The sequence below is a fragment of the Mycobacterium cajalii genome, from assembly GCF_045809005.2.
GTDB lineage: Bacteria > Actinomycetota > Actinomycetes > Mycobacteriales > Mycobacteriaceae > Mycobacterium.
On sequence record NZ_CM141436.1, the window covers coordinates 661,898 to 684,633 of the forward strand.

Annotated in this window: 13 protein-coding genes; 10 read left to right on the forward strand and 3 right to left on the reverse strand. The window is 68.7% G+C overall.

Annotated elements, in window-relative coordinates; all coding sequences use genetic code 11:
- The first annotated feature begins 58 nt into the window (after positions 1-58).
- The 7 genes from ACJ512_RS03220 to ACJ512_RS03250 all read left to right on the forward strand — a co-directional run bounded on the left by ACJ512_RS03220 (position 59) and on the right by ACJ512_RS03250 (position 7,891).
- Complete coding sequence (locus ACJ512_RS03220; protein ID WP_407689030.1) at positions 59-421, forward strand: DUF3054 domain-containing protein; 363 nt, start codon at positions 59-61, stop codon at positions 419-421.
- A 4-nt stretch (positions 422-425) separates the two neighbouring features.
- On the forward strand, positions 426-623 hold the full coding sequence (locus ACJ512_RS03225) for a hypothetical protein (protein ID WP_407689029.1): 198 nt from the start codon (positions 426-428) through the stop codon (positions 621-623).
- 404 nt (positions 624-1,027) lie between these two features.
- A complete protein-coding gene (locus ACJ512_RS03230) occupies positions 1,028-3,151 on the forward strand; it encodes an MMPL family transporter (RefSeq protein ID WP_407689038.1) in 2,124 nt (707 codons plus the stop codon).
- 25 nt (positions 3,152-3,176) lie between these two features.
- On the forward strand, positions 3,177-3,668 hold the full coding sequence (locus ACJ512_RS03235; protein WP_407689028.1) for a GNAT family N-acetyltransferase: 492 nt from the start codon (positions 3,177-3,179) through the stop codon (positions 3,666-3,668).
- A gap of 127 nt (positions 3,669-3,795) precedes the next feature.
- Entirely contained in the window at positions 3,796-4,839 is a 1,044-nt protein-coding gene (locus ACJ512_RS03240) for an ABC transporter permease (protein WP_407689037.1), read from the forward strand.
- A gap of 2 nt (positions 4,840-4,841) precedes the next feature.
- A complete protein-coding gene (locus tag ACJ512_RS03245; protein WP_407689036.1) occupies positions 4,842-5,840 on the forward strand; it encodes an ABC transporter ATP-binding protein in 999 nt (332 codons plus the stop codon).
- A complete protein-coding gene (locus ACJ512_RS03250; RefSeq protein ID WP_461479966.1) occupies positions 5,840-7,891 on the forward strand; it encodes an AMP-binding protein in 2,052 nt (683 codons plus the stop codon). The genes ACJ512_RS03245 and ACJ512_RS03250 overlap by 1 nt, the downstream gene beginning before the upstream one ends.
- A gap of 12 nt (positions 7,892-7,903) precedes the next feature.
- Here ACJ512_RS03250 and ACJ512_RS03255 read toward each other — a convergent pair whose 3' ends face one another.
- Positions 7,904-9,160 carry an ISL3 family transposase gene (locus tag ACJ512_RS03255; RefSeq protein ID WP_369736942.1) on the reverse strand — a complete coding sequence of 419 codons (1,257 nt, stop codon included), beginning with the start codon at positions 9,158-9,160 and terminating at the stop codon, positions 7,904-7,906.
- 62 nt (positions 9,161-9,222) lie between these two features.
- Here ACJ512_RS03255 and ACJ512_RS03260 point away from each other — a divergent pair, with 62 nt between their 5' ends.
- From ACJ512_RS03260 to ACJ512_RS03270, 3 genes are read left to right on the forward strand one after another with little or no spacing between them, the layout of a single operon-like run.
- The gene (locus ACJ512_RS03260) at positions 9,223-14,085 is read left to right on the forward strand and encodes a type I polyketide synthase (protein ID WP_461479967.1); all 4,863 of its coding nucleotides are present in this window, start codon (positions 9,223-9,225) and stop codon (positions 14,083-14,085) included.
- Positions 14,082-19,397: an amino acid adenylation domain-containing protein gene (locus ACJ512_RS03265; RefSeq protein WP_461479968.1), complete on the forward strand. Its 5,316-nt coding sequence runs from the start codon at positions 14,082-14,084 to the stop codon at positions 19,395-19,397. The genes ACJ512_RS03260 and ACJ512_RS03265 overlap by 4 nt, the downstream gene beginning before the upstream one ends.
- A 5-nt stretch (positions 19,398-19,402) precedes the next feature.
- Complete coding sequence (locus tag ACJ512_RS03270) at positions 19,403-20,419, forward strand: NAD-dependent epimerase/dehydratase family protein (protein ID WP_407685685.1); 1,017 nt, start codon at positions 19,403-19,405, stop codon at positions 20,417-20,419.
- Between the two features lie 143 nt (positions 20,420-20,562).
- Here the strand turns inward: ACJ512_RS03270 and ACJ512_RS03275 are convergent, their stop codons facing one another.
- On the reverse strand, positions 20,563-20,901 hold the full coding sequence (locus tag ACJ512_RS03275) for a hemophore-related protein (RefSeq protein ID WP_407685686.1): 339 nt from the start codon (positions 20,899-20,901) through the stop codon (positions 20,563-20,565).
- A gap of 334 nt (positions 20,902-21,235) precedes the next feature.
- Complete coding sequence (locus ACJ512_RS03280) at positions 21,236-22,276, reverse strand: NAD-dependent epimerase/dehydratase family protein (RefSeq protein ID WP_407685687.1); 1,041 nt, start codon at positions 22,274-22,276, stop codon at positions 21,236-21,238.
- Between the last annotated feature and the right edge of the window lie 460 nt (positions 22,277-22,736).

Below are 22,736 nucleotides of genomic sequence, written 5' to 3' on the forward strand. Positions count from 1 at the left end.
CTAGGTTCACCGCGCCCGCAGGGTCAAGGGCACCGGCGCCGCCCGGTATCCTCGCTGCATGCGACGGCTCGCGTACCTGGTCGTAGACGTCGTCGGTGTGCTGGTGTTCTGCGCCGTCGGGCGTCGCAGCCACGACGAGGGCATCACCGTGAGCGGCGTGGCGGCCACGGCGTGGCCGTTCCTGTCCGGCACCCTGATCGGCTGGGTGGCGGCGCGTGGCTGGCGACGGCCCACGGCGGTGGTCCCCACCGGGGTGGTGGTGTGGCTGTCCACCGTGGTGGTCGGCATGGTGTTGCGCAAGGCCACCTCGGCGGGGGTGGCGGCGAGCTTCGTGGTGGTCGCCTCCTCGGTCACCGCGGTGTTGTTGCTCGGCTGGCGGGCTGCCGTGGAGCTGGCCCGGCGGCGCCGCTCCGGCGCCTGACCCGATGCAACCCGCCGACCACGACAGCTGGGATCCCTCCACCGGCGTGGGTGTGACGGCGACCTTCGGTGCGGTCGCCCGGGCGGTGTGCACCGACAAGGGGTTGCTGAAGGGCGACACCCCGATCACGACCGGACTCATCGACATACTCGCGGCGCACACCCCTATCTCGGCGAATATCGTTATTTCCCAAAGCAGTTGACCGGGCCCGGCTGGCTCACCGTCGAACGCGACGTCGCCGCGCTGTTCGCGGACATGGGGATGGCCGGCGCGGCGGACTCGACGACGCGGCACTGTTCCCGGGGTTCGTCACCGCGACCCGGCGTTAGCGCTCACGGCGGACCGCCGGATCCAGGGTTTACTTCAGTAACTTAATGGTTAATAATCTGAATATCCGGGCTCGGCTCGCCGGTCCGCGCTCGAGCGCTGGCGAAACGTTGACCATCGCCACGGCGCGACCGAGGAGATCGAATGCATGATCAGCGACCGCGTCGACTGCGCGCGAAGGCCGTTGGACGACATCGCGCTCAACGAGCGGGAACTCTGGACGTGACCCGGATCGCCGTCGCCGCGCCGCGACGGGTCGTCGCGCTCGCGATCTTGTTCATGATCGCCGCGGGAGCGTTCGGTCTTCCCGCCGTGCGCAGCCTGTCGGCGGGCGGATTCGCGGATCCGGCATCCGAGTCCGCCCGTGCCACCGCGCTGCTGGCGGACAAGTTCGGCCAGGGCGGGTTGGACATGGCGCTGCTGGTCAGTGCGGACGGCGGCGTACGGGCCGGCCCGGGCAAGCTCGTCGGCATCGACGTCGTCCGGCAACTCGCGGCGTCGCCGTGCGTGGCGCGGGTGGCTTCGCCCTGGGACTCGCCGCGGCCGGCGCCGGGCCTGATCAGCGCCGACGGGAAGTCCGCGCTGATCATCGCCGAACTCAAAGGCGGCGAAACGGAGGCTCCCCGGCACGCGCAGGCGCTGGCGGACCGGCTGACGCGCGAGCGCGACGGCGTGCGGGTGCGGGCGGGCGGCACGGCGATCGTCTATGCGGAGGTCAACCACCAGACCGAAAAAGACCTGGTGCGAATGGAAGTCATCGCGATCCCGCTGAGCTTCCTGGCGTTGGTGTGGGTCTTCGGCGGGCTGCTGGCCGCGGCCGTCCCGCTGGCCGTGAGCGGATTCGCGATCCTGGGTTCGCTCGCGGCGCTGCGCGCCCTCGCGCTGGTGACCGACGTGTCGGTCTTCGCGCTGAACGTCGCGGCCGCGCTGGGGCTGGCGTTGGCGATCGACTACACGCTGCTGATCATCAGCCGCTATCGCGAGGAGCTGGACCGTGGTACCCCGCGCGAACAGGCCCTGCGGAAGACCATGGCGAGCGCGGGGCGCACGGTGTTGTTCTCCGCGACGACGGTGGCCCTGTCGCTGGCCGCGATGGTGTTGTTCCCGATGCCGTTCATGAAGTCGTTCGCCTACGCCGGCGTCGCGGTGGTGGCGCTTTCGGCCTTGGCGGCCGTCGCCGTGGCCCCGGCCGTGTTGGTGCTGCTGGGCGACCGGATCGACGCGCTGAACGTCTGGCGGGCGGGTCGCCGGCTGTTGCGACGCCCCGAACCGCAGCCAGGGCCCGTCGAGCGGAGCTTGTGGTATCGGATCGCGAATCTGGCCATGCGGCAGGCGATCCCGGTGGGCCTGGCCATCATCGCCCTGCTGCTCGTGCTCGGCACCCCCTTCCTCGGCGTCCGATGGGGCTACCCCGACGACCGGGTGCTGCCGGCGTCGGCGACCGCGCGGGCGGTCAGCGATCAGATGCGCAGCGCATTCGCCGCGAACTCCGAGACCAGGGTGACCGTCGTCATCCCGTCGATCGCCGGCCTGACGGTGCCCGATCTCGACGCCTACGCCGCCCGGCTGTCGCGCGTGCCCGACGTGTCGGCGGTGTCGCCGCCCGTGGTCGCAGAAGGCAGCGCCTACCTGACGGTCGACGGCACCGCCCCGCTGTACTCCCCGGCATCCGAGGACCAGTTGGACCGTCTGCACGCGGTGGCGCCGCCGGGCGGCCGGGCGGTGCAGATGACCGGGATGGCGCAGACCAATCGCGACAGCGTGGACGCCATCGTCTCGCTGGTGCCGCTGGTGTTCGGTTGCATCGCGGTCGTCACGCTCGCGTTGCTGTTCGTGCTCACCGGCAGTGTGGTCCTGCCGATCAAGGCGGTGCTGCTCAACATCCTGTCGCTGACGGCGGCGTTCGGCGCCCTGGTGTGGGTCTTCCAGGACGGGCATCTGGGCGCGCTGGGCACCACCCCGACGGGCACCCTGGTGGTCAACATCCCGGTGCTGATGTTCTGCATCGCCTTCGGATTGTCCATGGACTACGAGGTTTTCCTGATCGCCCGCATCCGCGAGTACTGGATGGCCTCGCCGCGGACCCGCGCCGCCAACGGCACGAGCATCGCGCTGGGCGTCGCCCGCACGGGCCGGGTGATCACCGCCGCGGCGCTGTTGATGTCGATTTCGTTCGCCGCCCTGCTTTCGGCCGAGGTCTCGTTCATGCGGATGTTCGGGGTCGGGTTGACGATCGCGATCGTCGTCGACGCCACGTTGGTGCGGATGCTGCTGGTCCCGGCCTTCATGCACGTGTTCGGGGAGCTGAACTGGTGGGCGCCCCGGCCCCTGGCGCGGCTGCATCGTCGGCTCGTGGGCGGCGAAGCGGCGGTGCCGGCGCCGGCCCCGGTCGCGACCGGCTGACCGCCGCGCGTGAGAGGCTTATCCGATGCTTCGGTTCGTCTCCGTTGCCCAGGATGACCCGCTCGCGCAGCCGTTGCTGGCCGAACTGGCCGTCGAGTACGCGCAGCGCTACGGCGGCACGCCCAGCACGCACCTGGCCTGGTTGCCCGTCCCGCCCGGGGAACTGGTGTCACCGGACGGCGCCCTGCTGATCGGCGTGCTGGACGGCGTCCCGGTCACCGGCGGCGCCTTCCGCCGTTACGACGCCGACACCGCCGAACTCAAACGGATCTGGACCGGCCGCGCGCATCGGCGCCGGGGGTACGCGCGGGCGCTGCTGGCGGCGCTGGAAGCCGAGACCGCCGCGCGCGGATACCGGCGGCTGTACCTGATCACCGGCAATCGCCAACCCGAGGCCGAGGCGCTCTACGACGCCACCGGCTACACCCGGGTGCCCGCCGATTCCCTCCCGTCCTGGGGCCCGTTCCGCCCGATCGCGTTCGAGAAGATGCTGGGGCCCGACGCAAAGCGGGCGTAGGTCACCGCCGATCAAGGCCTTTCGCCTCTACGAGACCCACCCTGACATGGCAATTCTTGCTGGGAGGGCACATCGGAGGTTGGTTGTGGGGCACATCGGCGAACTGCGCGAACAGGCGCGCATGGGAATGCTGATCACGGCATTGCGGGACATCCAGTGGCGACAGCGACGCTTCGTCATCGCGGCCGTCGGCACCGGAATGGTCTTCGCGATGACACTCATCATCGCCGGGATGATGGTCGGTACGCGGGTCGAGGCACAGCGCCTGGTCGACTCGATAGGCATCGACACCTACCTCATCAAGGCGGGCGCGGTGGGTCCGTTCATCGGTTCATCGAGGTTTCCGGAGGCGGATGTCCGGGATATCGCCCGGCTTCCGGGCGTCGAATCGGCGATCCCGGTGATCTACAGCAACATCATCCTGCAAGATGCCCGCTCACCGGAGAACGTCAACGTCTACGGTGTGCCCTTGCAGGGCATGCCGCCGATCGCGGCGGGGCGGGCACCGGTGAGCCTCGGTGAGGTCGCCGTGTCGACCACGCTGCGGCGCTCCGTCGGCGACAACGTCGAGATGGGCTCGCAGCTGCTGCGCGTCGTCGGGTTGGTCAACAAGTCGACCACGCTGGCGGGCCAACCCAATGCGTTCGTGACCGTTGCCGAGGCGCAGCGGCTGATGTATTCGGGGCAGAAGGTGATCTCCGCCGTCGGTCTGCGCGGCACCCCCACCCACGTCCCCGACGGCTTTCGCATCGTGGACCGCCGCGCCGCGGTCGAGGACATGATCCGCCCGCTGCACATGGCCCGCCTGGCGATGCGGTACCTGACGATTCTGCTGTGGGCGGTTGCCGCGTCGATCGTGGGATCGCTGGTCTATCTTTCTGCGCTGGAGCGCACCCGCGACTTCGCGGTGTTCAAAGCCCTTGGTGTCGCCACACACTCGGTGCTCGCCGGGCTCATGCTGCAGGCGGTGCTCGTCGCGTTGGCCGCCGCGATGCTGGGTGGTCTGCTGGCCGTGCTGATCGGCCCGTTGTTTCCGATGCTCGTGGTGGTGACCACCTCGGCCTTCCTGTCGCTGACGGCGACCGCGGTGCTGATCGGCCTGTTGGCGAGCCTGGCCGGCTTGCGGCGTGCGGTCGCGATCGACCCGGTGCTCGCGTTCGGAGCCGCGTGACCATGGGCGACCTACGCGTCAAAGACCTCGTCGTCGAATACTCCAACGGCGCAGAGCCGTTCCGCGTCTTCGACGGCCTCAACCTGGAAGTCACGGCCGGATCGCTGGTGATCCTGTTGGGCCCCAGCGGGTGCGGGAAAACCACGTTGCTGTCCTGCGTCGGCGGCATACTCAGCCCGACCAGCGGGAGCATCCAGGTCGGCGACATCGACGTCACGACGCTGGACCGGCGCAGGCTGACCACCTACCGGCGCCGCACCGTGGGCATCGTCTTCCAATCGTTCAACCTGGTGGCAAGCCTCACCGCGGTGGAGAACGTGATGGTGCCGCTGTGGGCGGCCGGCTGGTCGCAGCGGGCGGCGCGCGAACGCGCCGCGGAGTTGCTGGTTCGTGCCGGGTTGCACGACCGCATGACGCATCGGCCCGGTGACCTCAGCGGCGGTGAGCGAGAACGGGTGGCGGTGGCGCGCGCGATCGCACTGGACCCGCCCCTGATCCTGGCCGACGAACCCACGGCTCACCTCGACTACGTCCGCGCGGAAGGGGTTCTGCAGCTGCTGCGGGAGTTGGCCGGCGGGGACCGCATCGTCGTGGTCGCCACCCACGACACGCGGATCCTGCCGTACGCCGACCGCGTGGTCCGGCTGATGCCGGACTTCGCCACGACGGACGGCGAGCCCGAAACCGTGCATCTGGCAAGCGGTTCGGTGCTGTTCGAGCAGGGCGGCATGGGCGACCTGATCTATGTCGTCGCCGACGGCGAACTGGAGGTGGTCCGCCAATCGGCCGACGGATCCGAGGATCTGGTCAAGATCGTCGCCCCCGGCGAGTATGTCGGGGAGCTCGGGCCGCTGTTTCGCATGACGCGCTCGGCGACGGTGCGCGCACGCACCGATGCGGTCGTCGACGGCTACACCGTGGAGGCGTTCCGCAAACGGCTCGAGGAGTACACCGAGCATCGTCTGCCGCCACGCCCGACGGTCGACACGGAGAAAAGCTGATGGCACAGAAATACGATCAGGACGAACCCGAAAGCGCTACGGACGATTACGCGGGCCTGATGGCACCGACGTTGATCGGGCAACTGCAGTACCGGGCGGGACGCTATCGGGATGCCGCCGCCTTCACCTATTCCCGCGATGGCGAGGAAACGCAGAGCAGCGTGCTGACCTATGAGGGGCTGGACGCCCGGGCGCGGCGGATCGCGTCGAACCTGCAGCAGCAGGGCGCCGCGGGCGAGCGCGTCCTGGTCCTCTGCCCACCGGGTCTGGACTTCATCGCCGCCCTGTTCGGCTGTCTTTACGCCGGAGCGGTCGCCGTACCGGTGCATCCGCCGGTGCGCGATCACCTGGTCCCGCGCGTCGAGTCGATCATCGCCGACGCGCAACCCGTCTTCGCGCTGTCCAACGCCGAGATGCTGGAGAGAATCAAGCCGACGGTGGACGGGCTGGTCAAGGGAAGTCCGTTGCGGTGGTTCGTCACCGACACGGCGGGCGACGCACGGCTGTGGGTGCCGCCGGAAGTCGACGGCGGCACGGTCGCCATGGTGCAGTACACGTCGGGGTCCACGGCCGCACCGAAAGGTGTCGTGCTGTCGCATGGCAACCTGGTGCACAACCTGGAAACCATCCGCCAGACCTGGAAATCGGGATTCGACAGGACCGGATACGGAGTTTTCTGGCTGCCGCCCTACCACGACATGGGTCTCATCGGCGGCATCCTCGAGACGCTCTATGTCGGGGGGACGTGCACCCTCATGCCGCCGAACGCCTTCATCAAGCGTCCGATGCGGTGGCTGGAATCGCTGTCCCGGCATCGCGGCATGATCACCGCCGCGCCCAATTTCGCCTACGAGCTGTGTGTCGAACTCAGCACCCCCGAGCAGCGCGCGGCACTCGACCTGTCCAACTGGTCGATCGCCATGTGCGGTGCCGAGCCGGTACGCAGCGAAACCCTCGAGCGGTTCGCAGAGGCCTTCGCCCCGTCGGGTTTTCGTCCGGAGGCGTTCTACCCGGTGTACGGGCTGGCGGAGGGAACGCTGCTGGTCTCCGGAGGGTCGGACTCGCCGGTGCCGGTGGTGCGGCACATAGACCGGATCGCGCTGCGCGACGGCCGTGTTGCGGAGGTCGATCCGGAAAACCCGAGCGCCACAACGTTGGTCGGTTTGGGTCATCCGCAGGGCGGTCAGGAGGTCGTCATCGTCGACCCGGAGACCCGGCGGCCGTGCGACGCCGACGAGGTCGGCGAGATCTGGGTCGCCGGGCCGAGCGTTGCACACGGGTACTGGGGGAGGCCCGAGCAGAGCGAAGAGACGTTCTCGGCGTATCTCGCCGACACCGGGCGTGGCCCGTTCCTCCGTACCGGGGACCTGGGATTCTTCCGGTCGGGAGAGTTGTTCGTCACCGGACGCCGTAAGGACCTCATCATCATCCGCGGCAGCAATCACTACCCCGAGGACATCGAGGTGACCGTGCAGGCCTGCCATCAGGCGCTGCTGCACGGCCGGGGTGCGGCCTTCTCGGTCGCTCCCGGACCCGGTCTCGCCGAAGAGCTCGTCGTCGTCCAGGAGGTGAACCACCAGCAGCTCGGCGAGGCCGAACTCAACGAAATCCTGGACTCGATCCGGACCGCGATCACCGAGCGCCACGAGATCCAGGCGCACGCCGTTGTCCTGGTGGAGCCGCTGCGGATTCCGACCACGTCCAGCGGGAAGATCCAGCGGTCCGCCTGCCGGCAGCAGTTCCTCGACGGCAGCCTCGAGCCCGTCGCCGAATGGCGCGCACCGGCGCCCGATGCGCCCCCGGCCACCGTCTCGCCGGAACACGTCGGGCCCAGCGCCGCGGAGATCGCCGAATGGCTGGGCGCCCGGCTCTCCCGTGAACTCGGCGTCCCGCCGGCGAATATCGACCCGTCGCGTCCGTTCGCCTACTACGGCCTGGATTCCGTTCGTGCGGTCCAGCTGACTGCCGACTTGGAATCCTGGCTGGGGCAAGAGCTTTCGCCCACCCTCGCCTACGAATACCCCACGATCGACGCCCTTTGGATCTACTGACGTTGTAGTGGGTCATTTCCGTCCGGGTAGTGCTGGGCAGAGGCCGCCTCGGGTGAGCATGGCCATGGCGATGAGTGCGTCTGGGCTGTGGAATCCGTAGGCGCGTTTGGTTAATGCCCGCAGGTGGGTGTTAGTGGCTTCGGATCGGGCGTTGGACAGGCCGTGATCGAGCGTGTTCCAGATGAGGTCGCGGTAGCGGCGGATGCTGCGGGCCAGCGCGGCGAACTCGGGGATGCGTGAGTGCGACGCCCACGACAGCCAGCCGGCCAGCAGCTGCCGCCCGTGGGTGCCCTTGACCCGAAACACCTCGCGTAGTTGCTCTTTGAGCAGATACGCCCGGTAGAGGGTGCGGTTGGTGTCGGCGATCTTAGCGAGGCTGGTGCGCTGCTCGCAGGACAGGTCAGCCGGGTTCTTGCGGGTCGCCCACATGGCGTGCCGATCGGTGATCCCGGCGCGGGTCATGGTGCGTACCCGCACCTTGTCCAGTGCCTTCATGGCCCAGGCCACGACATGAAACCCATCCAGGCAAATCAGCGCCTGCGGCGCGCGGGCACGCACCAGGGCGTGGATCCATTCCGCCCCGTCGCAGCTGACGTGGGTGAGCAGCTTGGCCCGCTCGGCGCCGAGCTGATCGAAGAACCGGCCCAGCGTGTCCTGGTTGCGGCCCTCGCCGGCCCACACCAGCCGGCCTGTCGTGTGGTCAACCACGCACGTCAAGTAGCGATGTCCCTTGCGGTAGGCGATCTCGTCGATGCCGATCCGCGACAGTCCGGCGAGCAGGTCGTTGGTGTCGCGGCCATCGGCCACCACCCTGGTCACGATCGCCGCCACGGTGCGCCAGGCGATCTGCAGCAGCACCGTGAGCACACTCAATGCGGTGTGCGCGGCCAGCCACGCGCAGGTGTCCTCGAACGCCCAGGTGTGTTTGGCGCCCGGCCGCGCCCACGGCACATGCGCAACCACCACCCCATGCTCGCCGCATGCCACCCGCGGGGCCGCGGCCTGCAGATACGCCTTTGTGGTCCCCACATCCAGGGTCCGCCAGCGCCTGATCCCGTTCCCGTCCCGGCCCCCCGCGTCATAGCCCGGGCACCGCTTCCGGCACCGCGAGCACCGGCCCGCCTGCGACGCCTTGGGCCGCACCGAGAACACCAGAACTTCGGAGGTCTTCGGCTGCTTCCGACCCGTGGTCTCGGTCTCGATCGTCACGTCCTCGATCACCATGTTTTGGTCACCCAGACCGCTCGCCAATACCCTGGACATGCGCAACGCCGTAGCTCCTTCTCGCGGATTGAACCCTAGACAGTCCAAAACGTAAGCAGGACACGGCGTTGCGCCCAAATTCCCAGGTCAGCGAACCCACGACAACGTCACAAGAGCCCGCCCTTTCCCGGCATCTCGCCGGGGAAGCCCCCGCCCCCGCCCCCGCGCCGGCCGCCGACGTCGGCGGCGCCCGCGCCACCGACGAGCCGATCGCCATCATCGGGCTCGGCTGCCGGTTCCCGGGTGCCGACGGGCCGGCGGCATTCTGGCGGGAGCTGTCGGACGGCGTGGACGCGATCGGCGAGATCCCGCCGGACCGCTGGGACGCCGACGCCTTCTACGACCCGGATCCGTCCGTGCCGGGCACCGCGGTCACCCGCCGGGCCGGCTTCGTGCCCGCGATCGAAGAGTTCGACTTCCAGTTCTTCGGCATCTCGCCGCGGGAGTCGGCGCAAATGGATCCCCAGCAGCGCCTGCTCCTCGAGGTCGCCTGGGAGGCACTCGAGGACGCCGGGCAGGTGCCGGAGCGGCTTGCCGGTAGCGCCACCGGCGTCTTCGTCGGCATCTCCACCAGCGACTATGCCACCGCCCGCGCCGGTGACCTGCGGCTTGTCGACGCCTACACCGGCACCGGCAACGCGTTGAGCGTCGCCGCCAACCGGCTCTCGTACTTCTACGACTTCCACGGACCGAGCATGGCGCTCGACACCGCCTGCTCGTCGTCGCTGGTCGCCGTCCACCTGGCGTGCCGCAGCCTGCGTGACGGCGAGTGCTCACTGGCGCTGGCCGGGGGCGTGAACGCCATCCTGTCGCCGGCGCTCATGATCAACTTCACCAAGGCCAACATGATGGCCCCGGACGGCCGCAGCAAGGCATTCGACGCCGGGGCGGACGGCTTCGTGCGGGGCGAGGGCGCCGGGGTCGTCGTCCTCAAGCCGCTCAGCCGGGCACTGGCCGACAACGACCCGATCTATGCGGTGATCCGCGGCACCGCCGTCAACCAGGACGGCCGGACCAACGGGCTGGTCGCACCCAGCCGGCAAGCCCAGGAGGCCGTGCTGGCCGCGGCCTACCGCCGCGCCGGTCTTTCGCCCGGCACCGCCCAGTACGTCGAGACGCACGGCACGGGAACGCTTCTCGGCGACGCGATCGAAGCGAACGCGCTGGGCACCGTGCTGGCGAACGGTCGTCCGCCGGGCAGCCGGTGCCTGATCGGCTCGGTCAAGACCAACATCGGCCACCTGGAGGCGGCGGCCGGGGTGGCCGGCCTGATCAAGGTCGCGTTGGCGTTGCGGCACAGGGCGATCCCGCCGAGCCTGAACTTCGTCGAGCCCAACCCCGAGATTCCCTTCGACAGCCTGCCGCTGCGGGTGGCGCAGACCCTCACCCCCTGGCCGGAAAGCGGCGGGCGAGCGGTCGCGGGCGTCAGCGCCTTCGGCTTCGGTGGCACCAACGCGCACGTCGTGCTCACCGAAGCCCCGCAGGTCCGGGCGGTTGCAGCCGCGCCTGGCACGGCACCGGATCGCGCCGAGTTGCTGCCGCTGTCCGCGCGTTCCCCCGAAGCGCTGGCCGCACTGGCCGGCCGCTACGAGTCGGCGCTGGCATCCGGGGAGGCGCTCGCCGACCTGTGCTACACGGCCGGCGCCCGCCGCGGCCACTACGAGTATCGGCTGTCCGCGGTCGCCGACTCGCCCGCCACGATGTCCGAGTCTCTGGCCGCCTACCGCCAGGGGCAGTCCCGAGCGGGGCTTTCCGTCGGGCAATGCCGTCCCGGCCAGCGACCCGACGTGGTCTTCGTCTTCTCCGGCCACGGCTCGCAGTGGCACGGCATGGGACGGCGACTGCAGGTGCAGGAGCCGGTGTTCCGCGACGCGTTGGCGACGTGCGACCGCGCGCTGAAGCCCTACCTGGAAAGCTCCGTGCTCGATGCGCTGGCCGGGGAAGACGAACTCACCGACATCGGCCTGATCGAACCCGCGATCTTCGCCATCCAGGTGGCACTGACCGAACTATGGCGCTCATGGGGGGTCGAACCCACCGCAGTGGTGGGGCACGGCGTGGGTGAGGTCGCGGCGGCCCACGCCGCCGGCGCGCTGAGTCTCGAAGACGCCGCACGGGTGGTCTGCACTCGATCCCTCATGCTTCGAACCATGCGCGGCCGCGGAACGATGATGGCGGCCGAGCTCAGCCTTGCCGAGGCGCGCGAGCTGATCGCCGGCCGGGAGGGCCAGGTCTCGATCGCCTCGAGCGACAGCCACCGCGCGACGGTGTTCTCAGGGGACCAGCCGGTTCTGGCGGAGCTGATGGCGGTGTTGCAGCAGCGCGACCGATTCTGTCGGTGGGTCGACGTCGATGTGGCCGCCCACAGCCCGCAGATGGACGCTTTGGTTCCCGCTCTGCGCGCCGGCCTCGCCGGACTGCGGGCGAGCGCGCCGACGATCCCCCTCTACTCGACGGTGACCGGCGACCTGCTGACAGACCGCCTGCCCGACGCCGACTATTGGGCGGAGAACCTGCGCTCGCCGGTGCGCTTCTCATCTGCGCTGCGGAGGCTGCTGGACGTCGGCCATGACGCAGTTGTCGAGGTCAGCCCGCATCCGATCCTGCTGACCGCGGTGGCCGAGGACGCCGAGGACCTCGGGCGACGCTGTACGGTGCTGCCGTCCCTGCGCCATGACGACGGGGGGCGCGCTACCGCGTTGGCGTCTCTCGGCACCCTCTACACCCTAGGCCAGCCGATCGCGTGGGAGCAGCTGTACCCCACGGGCAGTCACTGCGTGGCCGCACCGACCTACCCGTGGCAGCGTGTCCGTTCCTGGGTGGACATCACGGTTACCGCGCCGCCGCGCGCCACCGCCGCGGGGGCCGCGGACCTGCGCGAACGGATCTACCAGGTGCGGTGGCAGCTCGCGTCCATCCCGCCGGGGCAAGAAGGGTCGGGACGGCCGGTCGCAGCCGGAAGCTGGCTCATCCTGGGTGACGGAGGGGGGGTCACGGAGGTCCTCCGGAAGCGCCTCGAATCGCAGTCTCAGACGTGCGTGCTGGTCGAGCCGGACCTCGACCGGCGACGCTTCGAGCGCCTCACGCCCGACAGCTATCGGCTGGACCCCGCGCAGCCCGACCACTTCCGGCGGCTGCTCGAAGACGCCTTCGGGGAGGGGCGGCCACCGTGCCGCGGCGTGGTGCATCTTTGGAACCTGCTGGCCGCATCGCCGGCCGACACGTCGGCTGAGTCGCTGGAATCGGCTGTCACCCTGGGCCCGGTGAGCGTGCTGCATCTCGTGCAAGCGCTGGCGCGGGCCGGTTGGCCGGCCTCGCCGCGGATGTGGCTGGTGACCCGCGGCGCGCAGGTGACAGACGCCCTGGAAATCGAGGGGGAGACCAGAGCCGAACCGGTGTCGATCGCGCAGGCTCCGGTGTGGGGGATGGCACACACCATCGACCACGAGCACCCGGAACTGCACTGCTCCTGTGTCGACCTGTCGGCTGACGGCGGCCCCGAAGAGGTCCAGGCCCTGTTCCGTGAGGTGTGGGCGGACGGCCGCGAGGATGAGGTGGCGCTCCGGGGCGACCGCCGCTACGTCGCGCGGCTGGTCCGCGACGACGCGGCCGAAGCCGCCGCGGCCCCGGCGGCCAAGGCCTTCAAGGAAGAAGCGACCTATCTGATCACCGGGGGACTCGGCGCGCTCGGACCCGTGGTGGCCACGTGGATGGCTGAGCAGGGCGCCCGCCATCTGGTCCTGATGGGACGGGGCGAGCCCTCGGCGTCGGCGCAAGAGAAACTGGACGTGCTGCGGGCTTCCGGCACGGAGGTGACGGTCGCGCAGGGCGACGTCGCCAGAGCCGAGCATGTCGCGGCCGTCCTGGCGTCGATCGGCGAGTCGATGCCACCGCTGCGTGGGGTGGTGCACGCAGCCGGCATCACCGACCACGCCATCCTGCAACGCCTCGACGAGCCGAAATTCCGCAAGGTGATGGCGCCCATGGTTCAGGGCGCCTGGAACCTGCACGCCCTGACCCGAGACGCGGATCTGGACTTCTTCGTGCTCTTTTCGTCGGCCGCGTCACTGCTGGGTCCGCCCGGGGCAGCGAACTACGCGGCCGCCAACGCATTCCTGGACGCGTTGGCGTGGCATCGACGTGCCGAAGGTCGGCCGGCCGTGAGCGTCGACTGGGGGCCATGGGCCGGGCTCGGCTTTTTCGCCCGGTCGGAGTTGCAACGCTACTTCGCCCAGTACGGAGTCGAGGCCATGCCTGCGGCCGACTGCCTCCGGGCGCTCTCGTCCTTGCTGGCGAGCTCGGCTACCCAACGCGCTGTCCTCGACATCGACTGGGCGCGGTGGCACCCGGACCTGCAGCCGCCGCTGCTCGCCGAGCTCGGCGGTGCAACGTCGGGCGCCACGCCGGAAGGCGGGCATGCGCCCGGGCCGGGAAGCGGCCTGCACGACGCGCTGCAGGTTGCGGCACCGGACGAACGCCAACGGCTACTCGAGTCGTACCTGCGTGAACTCGCCGCTGGCAGGCTCGGTATGGACCCATCGGCCCTGGACATCCAGGCGCCCCTGAACAGCCTCGGTGTCGACTCGCTCATCACGCTGGAGCTGCGGATGCAGGTGGAACGCGACGTGGGTGTCGTCGTGCCGGTCACCCGGTTGCTGGAGGGACCCACCGTGGCCAGTCTCGCCGGCTGGCTTCGCGACCAACTGGCAACCGGCACAACGCAGCCCGACGGGGCGCCTCCGCAGCAGACCGCGCCGGAGACAACGGGCCCGCGGGAAGCGGACGGCGCGCCTCCCGGTGGGCTCGACCTGCTCGCCCGGGTGCCTGAGCTTTCCGACGATGCCGTGGAAGAACTGCTGCAGAAGGTCCTTGCGGACAAGGGTGCGGAGCGGGAGCTTGCCGCAAACGAGGGGAACCGAGGGGGAGAATGATGGACGAGCGCATCGACATTTCGGGTTTGTCAGCAGAGAAGAAGCGGGCGCTGCTGTCCCGGCTGCTCATGGAGAAAGCGGAGGCGTCGGCCTCGGTGTACCCGCTGTCGTATGGACAGAGATCCATGTGGTTCATCCATAAACTTGCACCGGCCAGCGCCGCCTACACCATCACCTATGCCGGGCGGATCAGCGGCGAGCTCGACGTGCCGGCGCTGGAACGCGCGATCCAGGCACTCGTCGACCGCCATGCCGTGCTGCGGACCACCTACGCCGAGCGCGACGGGCAACCGGTCCAACTCGTTCATCCACAATGGCCGGTGCGGATCGCCCGCCACCAGCTCGGCGCCGATGAGTCCGAGCTAATCGAGTGGATCCGCCGGGAGACCGATCGTCCTTTCGACCTGTACACCGGTCCGGTGATGCGCGTAACGCTGCTTGAGCGCACACCCGAGGACCATGTCCTCCTGTTGGCGCTGCATCACATCGCCGTCGACTTCTGGTCCATCGACGTCATTCTCGACGAACTCGGCCTGCTCTACGCCGCCGAGCACGGTGCTGCCCCGCCTCCGCCGCCGGCGGAAAGCTTCGTCGACTACGCCGACCAGCAGACCCGGGCACTCGCAGGTGCCGAGGGCGAGGAGCTCTGGGCCTACTGGCGCGAGCAGTTGGCCGGCGACCCGCCGGTCCTGCAATTGCCCACCGACCGGCCGCGACCGGCCGTCCAGACCTACCCGGGCGCCGTGCACCGCTTCACCCTCGACGAAACAATGACCTCCGGGCTCAAACAGTTGGGCCGGAGCGTGGGCGCGACGCCTTACATGACACTGCTGGCGGCCTACGCCGTATTGCTGCACCGCTACAGCGGCCAGGACGACCTGATCATCGGCTCACCTTTCGCGTGCCGCGACCGGGCCGCGCTGGAGGATCTGGTCGGCTACCTCACCAATCCGCTGGCCCTGCGCGCCGACCTGCACGACGATCCGACGTTCACGGTCTTGCTCGGCCGCATCAAGGACACCGTGCAAGGCGCCCTCGAACACCAGGACTATCCGTTCCCGCTGCTCGTCGAGCGGCTTGCGCCGGTGCGCGACGCGGGCCGCACGCCGCTGTTCCAGGTCGCGTTCACCTGGGAACAAACGCGCCGCTTCTCCGACGAGCCCGGCGCGGCACACGGGGGCCTGCAGCTGAAAACCCTCCACATCGCACAAGGCGGCGCGCCGTTCGATGTCATGACGGAGATAGGAGAACGCGGCGGGAAGCTGTCCGGCCTGATGCAGTACAACACCGACCTTTTCGATGCCACCACGATGGAACGCATGGCCGGGCACTTCGCCACCCTCCTCGGCGGAATCGTCGCCGATCCCGGCCGGCCAGTCTCGCAGCTGCCGCTGCTCACCGGGGAGGAGCTGCGTCAGCTGGCGGCATGGAACGAAACCGAGGTCACCTACGACGCGCCGGCCTGCCTGCACGAGATCGTGGCGGCGACGGTCGCGCACGTCCCGGAAGCCATCGCGGTGACGTTCGAAGACCGCGAGTTGACCTATGCGGAACTCGACAGCCGGGCCGACGACCTGGCACACCGGCTGCGGCAGCTCGGCGTGGGTCCCGACATCATCGTGCCCGTCCTGATGGACCGCTCCGAGGACCTGGTGGTGGCGCTGCTGGGCGTCCTCAAGGCAGGTGGCGCCTTCCTGCCGCTGGATTCGACGCAGCCGTCGCAGCGGATGGCCGCGATGCTGGCCGACGTTGCGGACGCGCCGGCCTGCGTCACCCACGAGCGCCACCTCGTGCACCTGCCGCCGGAGTTCACCGGTCACCGGCTCTGCCTGGACCTGCCCTCGGCGCCATCGGACGGGGATGCCCCCGCCGCCCTGGAAGTCGCCGGTACGACGTCGGCGAACCTCGCCTACGTCATCCACACGTCCGGTTCCACCGGTAAGCCGAAGGGCTGCCTCAACACCCACGCCGGGATCCGTAACCGGCTGCTGTGGATGCAAGACGCCTACCGGCTGACCGGCGACGACCGGGTGCTGCACAAGACCCCGGTGAGCTTCGACCCGTTCGTCTGGGAGATCTTCTGGCCGCTGATCGTCGGCGCCCGGGTGGTCATTGCCAAACCCGAGGGCCACAAGGACGCCGGATACGTGGTTCGGACCATCATCGAAAAGGGCATCACCACGATGCATTTCGTGCCGTCGATGTTGCGCCGCTTCCTCGCCGAGCCCGGCGTCGCCGGGTGCACCACGTTGCGCCGGGTGTGCTGCAGCGGCGAGGCCCTGCCGTATGACCTGCGGGACCACTTCCTGGCCACCCTGGACGCCGAGCTCTACAACCTCTACGGTCCGACTGAGGCCGCGATCGATGTCACCCACTTCCACTGCCAGCGCGGCGACACCGGCACGCTGGTGCCAATCGGGCGACCGATCGCCAACACCGGCGCTCACATTCTGGACGCCCACATGCAACCGGTGCCGGTGGGTGTGCCAGGCGAGCTGTTCATCGGCGGTGTCGGGCTCGGGCGCGGCTACCTCAACCGGCCCGACCTGACGGACGCCGTTTTTGTCCCCGATCCGTTCCGTTCTGGGGAGCCCGGCCAGCGGCTTTACCGCACCGGCGACCTGACCAGGTATCTGCCCGACGGCAACATCGACTACCTGGGACGCCTCGACTTCCAGGTGAAGATCCGCGGCTTCCGGATCGAGCCGGGCGAGGTGGAGGCCGCGGTGGCACAACACCCCGCGGTGTCCGAGGCCGCGGTGGTGACCAGGACCGACAGCCGCGGAAACACCATGCTTGTCGCCCATGTCGTGGCAGCCGACGGCGCCGCGCCGTCGACAGCGGAGTTGCGCCGCTTCCTGCTGGATCTGCTGCCCGCCGCGATGGTGCCGGCCGTCTTCGAGGTGAGGGACGCGCTGCCGCTCACGTCGAGCGGAAAGGTGGACCGCAAGGCCTTGATGGCGGCCGCCGGCGCAACCGGGTCGCAGGCGCCGGCATTCGTCGCCCCGCGCACGCGCACCGAGCAGGTGCTGGCCAAGATCCTGTGTGAGGTATTGGGTCTGGAACGGATCGGCGTCGACGACGATTTCTTCGCGCTCGGTGGTGCCTCGACCCAGGCCCTGGAGGTCGCGGCGCGGGCGAACGCGGCCGGCCTGCCGCTGCGGCCGGAGTCCCTATTCGTGTACGGCACGATCGCCGAGATCGCCGCCGAATACGGGCAGGTCGCCGAGGATCGCCCGGCCGACCACGAAAGCCCCGCCGAGGCGGTCGTCACTGCGCCTGAACCCACACCGGTGCAACCCAAACCCGCAGAGAAGCGCAACACGGTGATCGAAAGCCTCGGTGTGTACCTGCCGGCACGGGCGGTGTCGACCGAGACGGTCATGGCGGAGTGCGCCAACGAGATCCGCATACCGCTGGAACGCCTGACCGGCATCAAGAACCGGCGGGTCGCCGGCGAGGACGAGTTCTCGATCGACCTCGCCAGGAAGGCGGCGGAGGACTGCCTGACCCGGTCGAGCTATCGCCCCGAGGAGATCGACCTGGTCATCGCCTGCAACATCTCCCGCTGCGACGGACCCGGGCACAAGTTCACCTTCGAGCCCAGCACCGCGTCGCGGCTGCGCCACCAATGTGGGCTTGTCAACGCGCTGGTGTTCGACATCAGCAACGCCTGCGCCGGAATGTTCACCGGCATCACCGTGGCGGACGCTTTCCTGCAAACCGGACTCATTCGGAGCGCACTGGTGGTCAGTGGGGAGTACATCACCCACCTCACCGAGACCGCGCAAAAGGAAATCGAGGGGCCGATGGACCCGCGGCTTGCCTGCCTGACCCTCGGTGACGCCGGCGCGGCGGTGGTCCTGGAGCGCGGGCCCAACAACCGGGTCGGCTTCCATGACATCGACATCAGCACCGTCAGCCGGTACGCCAAACTGTGCATCGCCAAGGCGACCGAGGGCCCGCACGGCGGTGCCATCATGACCACCGACTCCGTCACGCAGACCGCAGTCGCGGTCAAGCATGCGGTGCCCTACGCCCTTGCGGTGATGCAGCGGCACGGGTGGCGCCCGGAAACCTGTGACCACCTGCTGATGCATCAGACCTCGGAGTCGTCGATCAACGACGCGGTCGCCGCCATCAACCGGATTTTCGGGGAAGGCGCAGCCAACCGGGGTAACACCATCTACAACCTGGCGGAGCGGGGGAATACCGCCACCACGACCCATTTCGTCGCACTGAACGACTACATCCTCAGCAACCGGATCGAGTCCGGAGACAACGTGGTCTTTTCCATCACCGGCTCCGGGCAGAGCGTCGGTGCCGCGCTGTATACGTTCGACGACCTGCCCGACCGGATACGCCGGGGGGCCGGCGGCCAGCACGGCCACGGCACCGACAGCCACCGCGCGGAGATGCCGGCGACGGCCCGCCTGCGCATCGACAGCGTCGGCCTGGCGCCCGCCGGTCAATCGGGGCCTCCGGACTCGGTACAGCTCGCGGTGCAAGCGGCAACGACATGCCTTGACCGCAGCAGCCTGGACCGGTCAGCAGTCGACCTGATCCTCCACACCGGCGTCTACCGCAACGACTTCCTCAGCGAACCCGCGGTTGCCACGCTCGTCGCCGGCGAACTGGACATCAACAGCGACGTGCAGTCCCCGGACGGGCCCAAGACCCTCGCCTTCGACGTCCTCAACGGCGCGGTCGGCTTCCTCAACGCCTGCCAGGTGGCCGCCGGAATGATCGGGGCGGGAAAGGCCGTACATGCGATGGTCGTGGCGTCGGAGATAGAAAACAACACACCGGAGAGCGGCCATCCGTTGAACGGCATCAGCCAGACTGGCTCGGCCGTCCTGCTCAGCCGAAGCGACGGCACGGACGGCTTCGGCCGCTTCGTCTTCCAGCAGCACCCGGAGTACCGCGGGGCGCTCGCCACCTACACGCAGGAGCGGGACGGGCGGACCTTTCTGCAGGTCGACCGCGACCCCAACCTCGCAGCCATCTACGGGAGCTGTATCCCATCGGCCGCCAAGGAACTCCTGATGTTGGAGGGACTGGACCCCGCCGACATCGCGGTCGTGCTCCCGCCGTATCTGCCCTCGGCGGCGCTTGACGAACTAGCCGCTCAGATCGGCATCCCGAGATCACGATTCGTCGACCTCGGCGCCGACTGCGACCCGTTCACCTCGTCCGTGCCGTACGGGCTGGAGCAAGCCCGGCGGCACGGGCTGGCACGGCCGGGCGACATCGCGCTGATCGTGACGGTCGGCTCGGGCGTCCAGGTCGGTTGCACCACTTACCGTTTCTGATTCCGATGCTGGCGTTCGTCACCGGAGGAACCGGGTTCGTCGGGTCGAACCTGGTGGCCGCCTTGATCGACCGAGGGATAGTTGTCCGTGTGCTGCGACGACCAACCTCGTCGCTGGCGGGACTCGATGGCCTGGCCTTCGAGACGTCTGTCGGCGACGTGCTGGACAGTGTTGACACGCTCGCCGCCGCGATGGCCGGCTGCACCTGGGTGTTCCACACCGCGGCAATCTCCGCCTACTGGCGCTACCGCGGGCAGAATCGCCTCTACCGCACCAATGTCGAGGGGACCCGCAACGTGTTGGCCGCCGCCTTGCGCGCCGGTGTGCAACGGTTTGTCCTCACCAGCTCGATCGCCGCGCTGGGCGTACCGGAACCCGGGCGAACGCTCACCGAGGCCGACCACTTCAACCTGGCTCCGCGCAGGTTCCCGTACGGATACAGCAAGCATCTCGCCGAATGCGAGCTGCGCCGTGCGGTCGTCGCGGGACTTCCGGCCGTGGCGGTCAATCCGTCGGTCGTCATCGGGCCGCGCGACGTCAACCGCACCGAAAGCGCGATGTTCGTCCAGGCCGCGCGGGGAGGGCTGCGCGTCGCCGCGCCCGGCGGCACCAACTTCGTCGCGGTCGGTGACGTGGTGCAGGGGCACATCGCCGCCGCCGAACGGGGATGCGTCGGTGAGCGCTACATCCTGGCCGGCGAGAACCTAAGTTTCCGTGACGCTTTCACGACCGTCTGCGACATCGCCGGCCAGCCCGGGCCGGCGGTCGTCCTGCCGCGGTGGACCATACCGGTGGCGGCGGCCGCAGTGGGCGCCGCCCGCTTCGTAGTCGGCCCTCGCCTGCCCATCGACGGAAATCAGATGCGGCTGTCGTCTGCTGCCATCTATGCCGACGGCAGCAAGGCCCGCACCGAGCTGGGCGTGCCCTGTACACCGTTCCGCGCGGCCGCCCAGAGCGCCTACGACTGGTATCTGGATAACCACTTTCTGCGGAAACGGGCCGCCATCCCCGGGACACGCTGACAGCGATGGCACGACCGATCCACGCGGTTCCCGGCTTCATCGGCGGCGTGGTCCATCCTGGCGCGACCTGACCCGGACAACCGCTTCGCCCTCAATCACAACATCGAGCCGGCGGCGGACGCCTAATCGGCTTGCCCAACCACTCAGTAGTTGGGGCAGGCGTTAGCGAGGGGAATGACAATGTCCTGGAACATTGCCGCCTCAGGGGTGTCCTTCATGTCGAGGAGCATCTGCTGGCGCCGTTGCGGCGGCGAATCGACGAGATCATGCAACCAGGCCTGCGCCTCGGGGGTTGAGTTGAATTGCCAAGCAGCATCTGGAAATTTGGCATTCAGTGCCGCCACCACCTGCTTGTAACTGCATCTGCTGTACATGACCGGTGTCAAATCTGGTTGTGCGGATGCGACTCCTGCTCCAACGGTCAACGACAATGCCAGGGCGCCAAGCGCGGCGGCCAGTCTGCTCAAAGACGGTGTGGCCATTTGCGGATACCTTCTCACGATGGATCGATCGCCACATGCCGATGCTATCGGCGTAGGAGCTTGCCCTTTTTAGTCCCGATTTAGCCAGTATAGCTACGACGGCGCCGAACATGCACCGATTCGGCAACCGGCCTCACCTAGCAAGATCACGCCAGAAAAATAGTGTGTAAAACAACGAAAACCACGGCACCATACGAGACTTATGGGGTTCTGGCAGCCGGCGGATTCGACGGCGACTAACTGAGGGGCAACGCCAAAATTGTGGGCCATCTGGCACGAATTGGCCCGGTGGCGAGCTGGCGAGCTGATCTGCAGAAGCGTTGTCGGCTCCGGGTCAACGCCAGGTGTGACGTGGCGCGCTGTGGCGTCGTGGCATCTCCCCGGATCGGATCATGCCCCGAGCGCGAAACCATTTGACCGCGTCGCGGATTGCGGGCTCGATGGGTCCCGCGACATAGCCAAGTTCGCGAGCTGCCTTATCGCTGCTGTACCGGTAACGGTCGGTGAAGGCGTATCGGACGGAGACCGAATTGACCGTGGTTTCCCGACGGGTGACGACCTCGAAGAGGTCGCCGGCCTTACCCCCGATCCACGCGACCGGATACGGGAGCCGTCTGCGCGGCGGGTCGACCCCGGCCACCCGCGCCACCAGTTCCATGTAATCGCGATACGTCAGCTCCTCGCCGCCCAGAATGTAGCGCTCGCCGCGTTTCCCGCGCAGCCATGCGGCGATCATCCCGCGCGCCACTTCGCGGACATCCGCAAAATCGTTGTATCCCGGTGTCCAATAAGGGATTCGGCGGTTGGCGACCTCGACGATCAGGCGGCCGGAACTGGGTCTGGCATCGCGCGGGCCGACCAGGTAGGTGGGGCTGATGATCACCGCGTCCAACTTGTCGCAGGCCCGCTTCACCACGTTTTCGCCCTGCCGTTTGGTGACGGCGTAGCCAGACGCCAGCCCGGCTTCGTCCATCGCCCACGGGGTCCGCTCGTCGGCAGGAGTGCCGTCGGGCGTGGGTCCGATCGTGTTCGCGGTCGCCGTATGAACCAACCTCGGCGTACCGACGGCAATCGCAGCTTCGATGACAGCTCCCGTAGCGCCGACGTTGACGGCCGTCATCGCCGCCGTGACCCGCCGCCCGGTCGATACACATGCGGCGCAGTGGAAGACCACGTCGGCGCCGGCGAACACTCCGCGGAGCTCGGCGGCCGAACCGAGGTCGGCGTGCACCCACTTGACCGGGAGGTCGGCGAGCGAGCTCGTATCGGTGCTCGCGCGCCGCGTCGCGGTCACGGTGTGCCCCTGCGCGATCAGTGCGGCGGCCAGGTTGGCCCCCAGCAGCCCGCTCGCTCCTGTTACCACAGCGTGTGCCATCGGGCTTTCCGTTCGGGAGATGGTGAAGAAGGGGCGCCCAGCTCAGTTTACGCACACCACCGTCCGCGGCGGGGGCTCCGGCGGTAAACGGCTCGGCGAAAGACGGCGGAGCGCAAAGCCAATCAGCGATCATCGGCGACCATCGGGCACGTGACGGTCGCGACATCGATACGCGCGGAGACGTTTTGGGTTAGAGCGGAAAATGAGGGACGGGAGCAACTGGGCGTCTGGCAAGGCGAACGTGCGGCGGGCCCACGGAAACGGGACCCAAAACCGATGACTTTGTCCTCCGGTAGCAGGACTTTCGGCTCTAACCCGCAGTGCCCGCCGGCAGGAGAATCGGCGACACGTGCGAGGAGGCCACGGACTGCGCAGGCAGGGGGATTCCGATGTCAGAGCCGATGCCGCGCCTGTGTTTTTCCGGGCGCAACTCCGGACCTCTGTGCCCATCGGCGGTACG

Excerpts from the sequence above, each read along its gene's own strand:
- ACJ512_RS03270 (WP_407685685.1), top strand. The coding sequence starts at position 19,403 with ATGCTGGCGTTCGTCACCGGAGGAACCGGGTTCGTCGGGTCGAACCTG.
- ACJ512_RS03245 (WP_407689036.1), top strand. The coding sequence starts at position 4,842 with ATGGGCGACCTACGCGTCAAAGACCTCGTCGTCGAATACTCCAACGGC.
- ACJ512_RS03265 (WP_461479968.1), top strand. The coding sequence starts at position 14,082 with ATGATGGACGAGCGCATCGACATTTCGGGTTTGTCAGCAGAGAAGAAG.
- ACJ512_RS03280 (WP_407685687.1), bottom strand. The coding sequence starts at position 22,276 with ATGGCACACGCTGTGGTAACAGGAGCGAGCGGGCTGCTGGGGGCCAAC.
- ACJ512_RS03225 (WP_407689029.1), top strand. The coding sequence starts at position 426 with ATGCAACCCGCCGACCACGACAGCTGGGATCCCTCCACCGGCGTGGGT.
- ACJ512_RS03240 (WP_407689037.1), top strand. The coding sequence starts at position 3,796 with ATGCTGATCACGGCATTGCGGGACATCCAGTGGCGACAGCGACGCTTC.
- ACJ512_RS03235 (WP_407689028.1), top strand. The coding sequence starts at position 3,177 with ATGCTTCGGTTCGTCTCCGTTGCCCAGGATGACCCGCTCGCGCAGCCG.
- ACJ512_RS03250 (WP_461479966.1), top strand. The coding sequence starts at position 5,840 with ATGGCACAGAAATACGATCAGGACGAACCCGAAAGCGCTACGGACGAT.
- ACJ512_RS03220 (WP_407689030.1), top strand. The coding sequence starts at position 59 with ATGCGACGGCTCGCGTACCTGGTCGTAGACGTCGTCGGTGTGCTGGTG.
- ACJ512_RS03230 (WP_407689038.1), top strand. The coding sequence starts at position 1,028 with ATGATCGCCGCGGGAGCGTTCGGTCTTCCCGCCGTGCGCAGCCTGTCG.
- ACJ512_RS03275 (WP_407685686.1), bottom strand. The coding sequence starts at position 20,901 with ATGGCCACACCGTCTTTGAGCAGACTGGCCGCCGCGCTTGGCGCCCTG.